This is a genomic window from Streptococcus sp. DD04, from assembly GCF_001578725.1.
Taxonomy (GTDB): Bacteria; Bacillota; Bacilli; order Lactobacillales; family Streptococcaceae; genus Streptococcus; species Streptococcus sinensis.
Map to the genome: position 1 here is coordinate 77,596 of NZ_KQ968976.1, position 8,561 is coordinate 86,156.

An 8,561-nucleotide genomic window follows, 5' to 3' on the forward strand; every position below is an offset into this window, starting at 1 on the left:
CTTCTATTTTAGCCAACAATCGCTTCAGCAATCTCTTCTTTGCTGATACCAGCAAAGTAGCGTGTAATGTCAATTGTTTCTAAGGCTTTAAGGACATCTTCGCGTTCATATCTTACTCCACGAAGGACATCTTCTACAGCTGCGACGTCTTCGATACCAAAGAAGTCACCATAAATCTTGATGTCTTGGATTTTAGACTCCAGAACATTGGTAAAGACTTCGACCTTACCACTAGGGAATTTTGTTCCACGACGGACGTTAAACTCAGGTGATTTACCATAATTCCAGTCCCATGTGCCGAACCTGATTTCTTTGATATGGTTGATTTCTGCTAGTTCTTGGTCCGAAAAGACATACTCTGTCATCTCAGGGTATTCTTTTTTCATATAGCCCAGAAGAAGGTTCTTAAACTCTTCAACAGTGATTTTCTCTGGCAGCTCGTCCACAATATTGGTTACACGAGCACGGACAGATTGAACCCCCTTGGATTCAAACTTATCCTTGGAAACTTTAAGGGCGTTGGCCAAGACTGACAAATCAACATCAAAAAGCAAGCAACCGTGGTGCATAATGCGTCCGTTGATGTAGGCTTGGGCATTGCCACAGAATTTTTTGCCATCAATTTCCAAGTCATTGCGGCCAGTGAATTCAGCCTTTACCCCAAGCTGAGCCAAGGTATTGATTACAGGCGTTGAGAAAGATTTGAAATCAAAGGCTTTATTCTCATCTTCTTTGGAAATAATCGTGTAGTTCAGGTTGTTCAGATCGTGGTAAACGGCTCCACCACCGCTAATGCGGCGAACCACTTCAATACCATGTTCCCGCACATAGTCGCGGTTGATTTCTTGGATGGTGTTTTGATGGCGCCCGACAATAATCGATGGCTTATTGATCCAGAGCAGGAAAATTTGATCCTCATCAAGGAGATGCTTAAAAGCATACTCCTCGAGAGCGATATTAAAGGCAGTATCATTGCTGTTGTTAATGATATATTTCATTGACGAGACATCCTTTATTTCTTCTTAGGTGAGTGGATAGCCATTCCTAGAACATCCGCAAACGCTTCGTACATCACTTCTGAATAAGTTGGGTGTCCGTGGATGGTCTTGAGCATTTCCTCAACTGTGATTTCCATTTCGATAATGCTTGACGCTTCGTTGATCAATTCTGCCGCTGCAGGACCAATGATGTGGACGCCAAGGATTTCTCCGTATTTCTTATCAGCGATAACTTTAACAAAGCCTTGAGCCGCGTCAGAAGCGATAGCACGACCATTCGCTGCGAAGTTGAATTTACCGATGGCAACATCGTATTTCTCACGAGCTTGTTTTTCGGTCAGACCAACTGCTGCTACTTCAGGAAGAGTATAGATAGCGGCAGGAGTCAAGTTGAGTTTCGCAACAACATGGTTACCTTTAAGGGCATTTTCAGCCGCTACTTCACCCATACGGAAGGCTGCGTGGGCCAACATCTTGGTACCGTTGATATCGCCCGGTGCGTAAATACCTGGAACAGAAGTTTCCATGTACTCGTTGACTTTGATACGGCCACGATCCAGTTCGAACTCAACATCTCCGATACCTTCTAGGTCCGGCACACGTCCGATTGAAAGAAGAGCCTTACTTGCGACAATGTCCTCTTTTCCTTCAACCTTGATTCGAAGCTGACCGTTCTCTTCGATGATTTCTTGAAGTTTTGTACCAGTCAAGATAGTCATACCCTTGCGCTCCAAGATGAGGCGAAGGTTCTTAGAAACTTCCGCATCCATAGCTGGTACGATACGATCCATCATTTCGACAACTGTGACTTTTGAACCAAAGGTCATGAAGGCTTGACCAAGCTCAATACCGACAACTCCGCCGCCTATAATTACCAGATTTTCTGGCACTTCATTCATTTCCAGAATGTCATCACTGGTCATAACAAGAGATGATTCCATACCAGGAACGTTAATCTTGCTGACTTTTGAACCACCAGCAAGGATGATCTTCTTAGTTTCAAGCAATTCTGAACCATTTACCAAAACATTCTTGTCTTTAGTAATGGTACCGACACCCTTATGAACATCTACGCCATAGCTGCGGAGAAGACCGGCAACACCACCAACCAAAGTATTGACAACTTTAGACTTGGTTGCTAGGAGTTTGTCCATATCGACTGTGAAGTTTGGATTTTCGATGACGATACCACGATTTGCTGCATGACCGATGCTTTCAATGATTTCAGCGTTATGAAGGTATGTCTTAGTTGGGATACAGCCACGGTTCAAGCACGTTCCGCCGAGTTCAGACTTCTCAACCAAGGCAATCTTGCCACCAAGTTGAGCCGCTTTGATGGCAGCTACGTATCCTGCAGGACCACCACCGATAACAACGATATCGTAAGCATCATCGCTCTTACCATCATCATTTGAAGCACTTGCTGCAGGTGCAGGGCTAGCTGCTGGCGCTGCTGCTCCTGCTGTTGGGATATTTTCGCCTTCTTCACCAAGGTAACCGATAACTTCGGTTACAGGGACAGTTTCGCCATCACCCTTGAGAATGGCAATCAGGTAGCCATCTTCTTCTGCTTCCAATTCCATGCTGACCTTGTCAGTCATGACTTCCAAAAGGATTTCCCCTTCTTTGACAAATTCGCCGACTTTTTTATTCCATTGGACAATTTGTCCTTCGGTCATATCCACGCCGGCTTTTGGCATAATTACTTCTAAAGCCATTTTTCTTTCCTTTTCTAATTAGTTCTTCATTTGCTGAGCGCTTCTTTGCTTTTCAGACTAGCAAAGAAAATCTTATACCAACATTGAAATTGGGTCTTCAATCAGAGCCTTCAAGTCCTTCATGAACTTAGCTCCTGCCATTCCATCAACTACACGGTGGTCAATGGTCAAGCCCAAGCTCATAATTGGACGGATAACGATTTCTCCATTCACAACGACAGGTTTTTCTACCGTTGAGCTAACACCTAAAATAGCAGAGTTTGGTTGGTTGATGATTGGCCCAAAGGACTGAACGCCAAACATTCCCAAATTACTGATTGTGAAGGTTGAGTTTTGCAGTTCGCTCGGTGCCAACTTACCATCCAACGTACGTCCGATAACATCTTTAAAGGCTACAACTAACTCTGACAAGCTCATTTTTTCTACGTTGTAGACAACTGGTGTCATCAGGCCATTGTCCATACCGACCGCCATAGCCAAATTCACATAATTGTGAGTGATGATAGTTTTACCGTCTTCAGTCAAGGAAGCGTTGATGTATGGGTGCTTCATCAATGTCTTGACAACAGCAAGCGAAAGCAGGTCTGTGACCGTTACTTTTTTTCCAGTAGCTTCCATGATTGGCTCTAGCACTTTTTTACGCAAGGCCAGCATTTCTGTCATATCAACATCGTAGTTGAGGGTGAAGGTTGGCGCAGTTAGGTAAGATTCTACCATCCGTTTAGCGATGACCTTCCGCATCGGTGTCATCGGAATCCGCTCAATTTCACCGTAAGGAGTGATGTTATCAGGAACTTCTTCCACTTTCTCGATTTGAGCAGGAGACTTAATCGTATCCGACTCAATATTTTCAGGCAGAAAGGCAAGGACGTCCTTTTTCATAATCTTGCCACGATGGCCAGTTCCTTGAATTTCTTGCCAAGCAATATTATGTTCCTTGGCAATTCGTTTTGCAAGCGGTGAAATACGGACCGCATGGGTATTTTGGTAAGTTTCCACGTCTTCTTTGTGGACACGACCGTTTGAACCTGTGCCAGATACATCGTAAAGGTTAATTCCCAAATCATCTGCTAGTTTTCTGGCAGCAGGAGTCGCTCTAAGCTTTTCGTCAGTCATGACCTCTCCTATTCTAAGTGAGTTTATTCAATGCAGCTTCTGCATTAAGATTTTCTTTTTTATACGAGTTCAATTTACATAAAAAATCTTACATTAACTAAATGTTTTCATTCTTTTTTATTATAGTTTATTCTTTGTGATAAGTCTTACGAATAGCGTCTTTGATGCTTTCAACGGTCGGAATCATCGCATTTTCCAAGTTTTGTGCATAAGGCATCGGCACATCTTCACCTGCACAACGGCGGATTGGAGCATCTAGATAGTCAAATGCTTCAGATTCAGAAATAATCGCTGAAATTTCACCAATAAAACCGCTAGTTTTGTGGGCATCATTGACCAGAACGACCTTCCCAGTCTTCTTAACAGAATTGATGATAATATCCTTATCAAGCGGCACCAATGTACGTGGATCAACCACTTCTACAGAGATACCTTCTTCTGCCAATTCTTCAGCCGCCTGCATGACACGGCGAAGCATTTTTCCGTAAGTAACAACTGTTACATCGGTACCTTCTTTTTTGATTTCGCCAACACCAAGTGGGATTACATACTCAGGATCTAGTGGCACCTCGCCTTTTTGGTTAAATTCAGACTTGTATTCCAGGATAATGACTGGGTTGTTGTCTCGGATAGAAGCCTTGAGAAGGCCTTTCATATCTGCCGGAGTTCCTGGAGCGACTACCTTAAGCCCTGGAATGTGGGTAAACCAAGATTCCAAAGACTGCGAGTGCTGAGCAGCAGAACCAACTCCATTACCTGCTGCACAGCGGACAGTAATTGGCACTTGGCCTTTTCCGCCAAACATATAACGCGTTTTAGCGGCTTGGTTGACAATAGCATCCATGGCGATAACAGAGAAGTCCATGAAGGTCATATCGACGATTGGACGTAGTCCTGTCATGGCTGCTCCAGCAGCTGCTCCAGAAATAGCTGCTTCAGAAATTGGACAGTCACGCACACGCTCAGGTCCAAACTCTTCCAGCATACCAACAGATGTTCCGAAATCTCCACCAAAGACTCCGACATCTTCTCCCATCAAGAGTACATTTTCATCGCGACGCATTTCCTCAGACATAGCGAGGATAATGGTGTTACGAAAAGACATAGTTTTAGTTTCCATTTTCTTTTTTCTCCTCTCTTTAGTCTGCGTAAATATCTTCAAAGGCAGATTCAAGCGGCGGGAATGGGCTTTCTTCTGCAAACTTGACAGATGCTTCTACTGCTTCTTTGACACTAGCTTGGATTGCTTCCAGCTCTTCCTCGCTTGCAATCTTGTTTTCCAGCAAGTATTTACGAAGATATTCGATTGGATCTTTTTTCTTCCATTCTTCTACTTCTTCACGAGTACGGTATTTACCTGGGTCAGAAGAAGAGTGTCCCAACCAACGATAAGTTACGCTCTCAATCAAGACAGGTCCTTTACCACTGCGAACATGCTCTACAGCCTTTTGGAAACCTTCATAGACATCCAGAACATTATTGCCATCTTCGATGAACATACCTGGAATGCCATAAGCTGCACTGCGCTCGTGGATGTGCTCTACATTGGTCATTTTCTTGATGTCAGCAGAAATGCCATAGCCGTTATTGATACAATAGAAAATAACTGGAAGATTCCAGATAGAAGCCATATTGACTGCTTCATGGAAGACACCTTCGTTGGTAGCACCGTCACCAAAGAAGCAGACAACAATCTTACCGGTCTTATGCATTTGCTGGGTCAGAGCTGCTCCGACAGCGATTCCCATACCACCGCCAACGATACCATTGGCACCAAGGTTTCCGGCATCTAAGTCAGCAATGTGCATAGAGCCGCCTTTCCCTTTACAAGTACCGTTGTACTTTCCAAGGATTTCAGCCATCATTCCATTTAGGTCGATACCTTTAGCAATGGCTTGACCATGCCCACGGTGATTTGAAGTGATCAAATCATCAGGATTTAAAGCAAGCATCGCTCCTACATTTGCAGCCTCCTCACCAACTGAAAAGTGGGTCATGCCCGGAACTTTTCCTTTTTTTACAAGTTGTGCAATTTTCAAATCCATGCGACGGATTTCTTCCATCTTACGGAACATCTCTAACAAAAGATCTTTATCTAAAGTTGACATATTTTTGCCTTTCTAAGCATCATTCTATAGACACATTTTATCCAAAGCTGTAAGCCCTGTCAAAATTTATGCTTAGAAAATTTCACAAAGAAAAACTGGTATATCGCATAGATACACCAGTTTTGGCTAGAAAATTAATATTTTCACAAACTTTGGACTACATTGATTACTTAACAATAGCCCTATCATTTTTCTATTTCAATGACTTCATCTGCCATGTCCGAAATTATCGGATTATGAGTTGCTATGATAATCACTCGCTCCTCGCTTTTTAAAGAACCATTAAATTTGTAATAATTAACGACCAAACTCGAAGAGCGACTTGTTAAATCTTTTGCTTTATTCAGCCCTTGAGGCAATTTCCCCTGACCATATAACTCATATCGAATATTTTTATCGCTATTCTCATCAGAAACTTGCACCATACGACCGATGAGGGTCGTGTTTCCCTCTGGGAGTTTATCCAATTCAGTTTTGACATTTTCATATTTGAAAGTTTCCCTGACAGAAAAGACAAAGACTGAAGAATATAAATCATAAGTTAAACATTGGTTTGTAATTGAAAACACCCACAAAAAGAAAATCAACAGCATAACATTGGAAAAAACAAGAAAAATTCGTTTCATAATTCCCTCTTTTCTAGTAGACAAAAAGAGGTGGCTGACCGCCACCTCCATACATTCATGAATCTTACTCTAAAATAATGCAATAGATTTCAAAGTATCTCTCGTATTCTAACTCTATTAGACACTATATGTATGTGCTAAACAAATGATTGCTGTGCCTGACGTTTTGCATGGTGTCGAAAACTATTGTGTGGCATCGTCCACTTTCTTCCCAAAATCTACCACCATTTGATCAAGCTCCTCGCGGCTTGGAGTCGTCAGCATATAGAGAACATCGCCCTGAAGCTCTGCGAAAGCTGCTGGCATATCTTTTTTGACTTTAAAGTTATCCCGATATTTTTCAAGCAAGTCTGCCTCTGAATAAGCATAATGTGAGGTCGAACGGCGAGCGGTTGCCAAGCAGAATAATGGCTCCATGTGTGACTCAGGAAATGGCTCACCTGCCACAATAGCAGCATAACCCTTATAAAGATCGATTGAATGAGCGTAATTATAAACATCGATTGTAAAACCACCGGCCGGTCGATTATTGTATTCTAGAGCAATATAATCACCATCTTGACGGAAAAACTCTATGTGGAAAAAGCGCTCTTTCATGCCAAACGTTTTGACAATCGCTTCCCCGTATTCACGAAGTTTTGGATCCATATCCTTGAGGATGTAATAGGAATTATCTGCTTTATAGAGCATCAAATCAAGCGGTGTATGCGCATAGTCAAAGGTTGTTGAAAAGACAATATTTCCATTAGAGTCAATCAGTCCATCAAAAGTACAAATCTCACTTGAAGTCACAAATTTTTCAAAGAAATAAACTGTTTCCTGATCCCATTCTGCCTTGAAACGATCAACATCTGCTCCTGTTTCAAGCTTGAAAGTGGCTGCTGCTCCAACACCATTGTCTGGCTTGGCAATCAGGGGAAGACCGATTTTATTGACAGCCAGATCCACACCGGACAGAGTTTTAACAACCTGACCTGGAACAACTGGCACACCAGCCTTTTTGAAAAATTTCTTCATTTCAGACTTAAACTTGGTCTTTTTCAGATCTTTTGGTTTGGCTCCGAAAATATTAAATTGCTCCCGCAGCTGGGCATCCTGCTCCAGCCAGTATTCATTGTGGGACTCGATTCGGTCAATCGGACCATGTTTGTAGAAAAGGAAGGCAACTGCACGTTTGACTTCATCCAGATTTTCTAAATTTTCAACACGGAAATACTCAGTTAAAGCATCTTTCAACGGCTGATCTAGTTGGTCATAAGGCTCCTGACCGATACCAAGTACTGTAATGCCCTTGTTGGCCAGCTCAATTGTAAACTGCTGAAAATTTTGCGGATAGTAAGGGGAGATAACGATATAATTCATAGTAAGACTTCCTTTCTACTTGACATTTTAAAGATTTAACTGACTTAGGAAATAAGGCATCTGCTTGCGCCACCAAATCCAATCATGGGCCACATCATGCCCCCACTCAGAGAACCAAGCTGGAATATTTTTGTGCTCAAAAGCTTCTTTTAGGGTATAGAAGGATGGCAGGCCATCTTGTTCCCAATCACCCAGGCCAGTACAAATAATGATATCTGCTTGACGGTAACGGTCGATGAACCAACCGTCGTTTTGGTTCCAGATATAGTCAGCTGGCGAGTTTTGATAAATGACTTCGTCGTTCAAATTGTCACCGACAAAAAAGCGAGCGTCGTAAACTCCGCTAAGGGCAATCACTTTATTGAAAACATCCGGATGCTGGAGGAAGAAATTAACAGCGTGATAAGCTCCCATAGAACAGCCGGTCGTCATCATCGGGTCAAACCAGCCAGTCTTGTGCTTGATAAATGGAATAGCCTCTTCAATGACATAACGCTCATAAGCACGGTGCATCTCAGCACGATCGTGGGGATGCTTCCAGTCAGCCAGCCAGCTTTCGCTATCCACGCTGCTCAAAGTGAAAAACTGAACCTTCCCTGTCTCGATGAACCAAGAGCAGGCTTCAATCATCCC

The 8,561-nt window shown here is 42.8% G+C and carries 8 protein-coding genes; all 8 read right to left on the reverse strand.

Annotated elements, in window-relative coordinates:
• Nucleotides 1-8 precede the first annotated feature (8 nt).
• Complete coding sequence (locus STRDD04_RS00365; RefSeq protein ID WP_062198383.1) at nt 9-998, reverse strand: lipoate--protein ligase; 990 nt, start codon at nt 996-998, stop codon at nt 9-11.
• A gap of 14 nt (nt 999-1,012) precedes the next feature.
• Entirely contained in the window at nt 1,013-2,716 is a 1,704-nt protein-coding gene (gene lpdA, locus STRDD04_RS00370) for a dihydrolipoyl dehydrogenase (protein WP_062198385.1), read from the reverse strand.
• A 72-nt stretch (nt 2,717-2,788) separates the two neighbouring features.
• Nucleotides 2,789-3,832, reverse strand: a complete 1,044-nt coding sequence (locus STRDD04_RS00375) for a dihydrolipoamide acetyltransferase (RefSeq protein WP_062198387.1) — start codon at nt 3,830-3,832, stop codon at nt 2,789-2,791.
• A 127-nt stretch (nt 3,833-3,959) separates the two neighbouring features.
• A complete protein-coding gene (locus STRDD04_RS00380; RefSeq protein WP_062198389.1) occupies nt 3,960-4,952 on the reverse strand; it encodes an alpha-ketoacid dehydrogenase subunit beta in 993 nt (330 codons plus the stop codon).
• Nucleotides 4,953-4,971: 19 nt separating this feature from the next.
• Nucleotides 4,972-5,940 (reverse strand): thiamine pyrophosphate-dependent dehydrogenase E1 component subunit alpha, encoded by a 969-nt coding sequence (locus STRDD04_RS00385; RefSeq protein WP_062198391.1) that lies wholly within the window; start codon nt 5,938-5,940, stop codon nt 4,972-4,974.
• 185 nt (nt 5,941-6,125) lie between these two features.
• Entirely contained in the window at nt 6,126-6,566 is a 441-nt protein-coding gene (locus STRDD04_RS11255) for a Rho GTPase-activating protein (RefSeq protein ID WP_062198392.1), read from the reverse strand.
• Nucleotides 6,567-6,749: 183 nt separating this feature from the next.
• Entirely contained in the window at nt 6,750-7,928 is a 1,179-nt protein-coding gene (locus STRDD04_RS00395) for an ATP-grasp domain-containing protein (protein WP_062198394.1), read from the reverse strand.
• A gap of 27 nt (nt 7,929-7,955) precedes the next feature.
• Nucleotides 7,956-8,561 (reverse strand): esterase family protein (locus STRDD04_RS00400; protein ID WP_231853852.1); only part of this gene is annotated, 606 nt, incomplete at its 5' end.

Bases quoted from the DNA above. Each gene is read 5' to 3' on its own strand.
- lpdA (WP_062198385.1), bottom strand. From the start codon at position 2,716: ATGGCTTTAGAAGTAATTATGCCAAAAGCCGGCGTGGATATGACCGAA.
- STRDD04_RS00375 (WP_062198387.1), bottom strand. From the start codon at position 3,832: ATGACTGACGAAAAGCTTAGAGCGACTCCTGCTGCCAGAAAACTAGCA.
- STRDD04_RS00380 (WP_062198389.1), bottom strand. From the start codon at position 4,952: ATGGAAACTAAAACTATGTCTTTTCGTAACACCATTATCCTCGCTATG.
- STRDD04_RS00385 (WP_062198391.1), bottom strand. From the start codon at position 5,940: ATGTCAACTTTAGATAAAGATCTTTTGTTAGAGATGTTCCGTAAGATG.
- STRDD04_RS11255 (WP_062198392.1), bottom strand. From the start codon at position 6,566: ATGAAACGAATTTTTCTTGTTTTTTCCAATGTTATGCTGTTGATTTTC.
- STRDD04_RS00365 (WP_062198383.1), bottom strand. From the start codon at position 998: ATGAAATATATCATTAACAACAGCAATGATACTGCCTTTAATATCGCT.
- STRDD04_RS00395 (WP_062198394.1), bottom strand. From the start codon at position 7,928: ATGAATTATATCGTTATCTCCCCTTACTATCCGCAAAATTTTCAGCAG.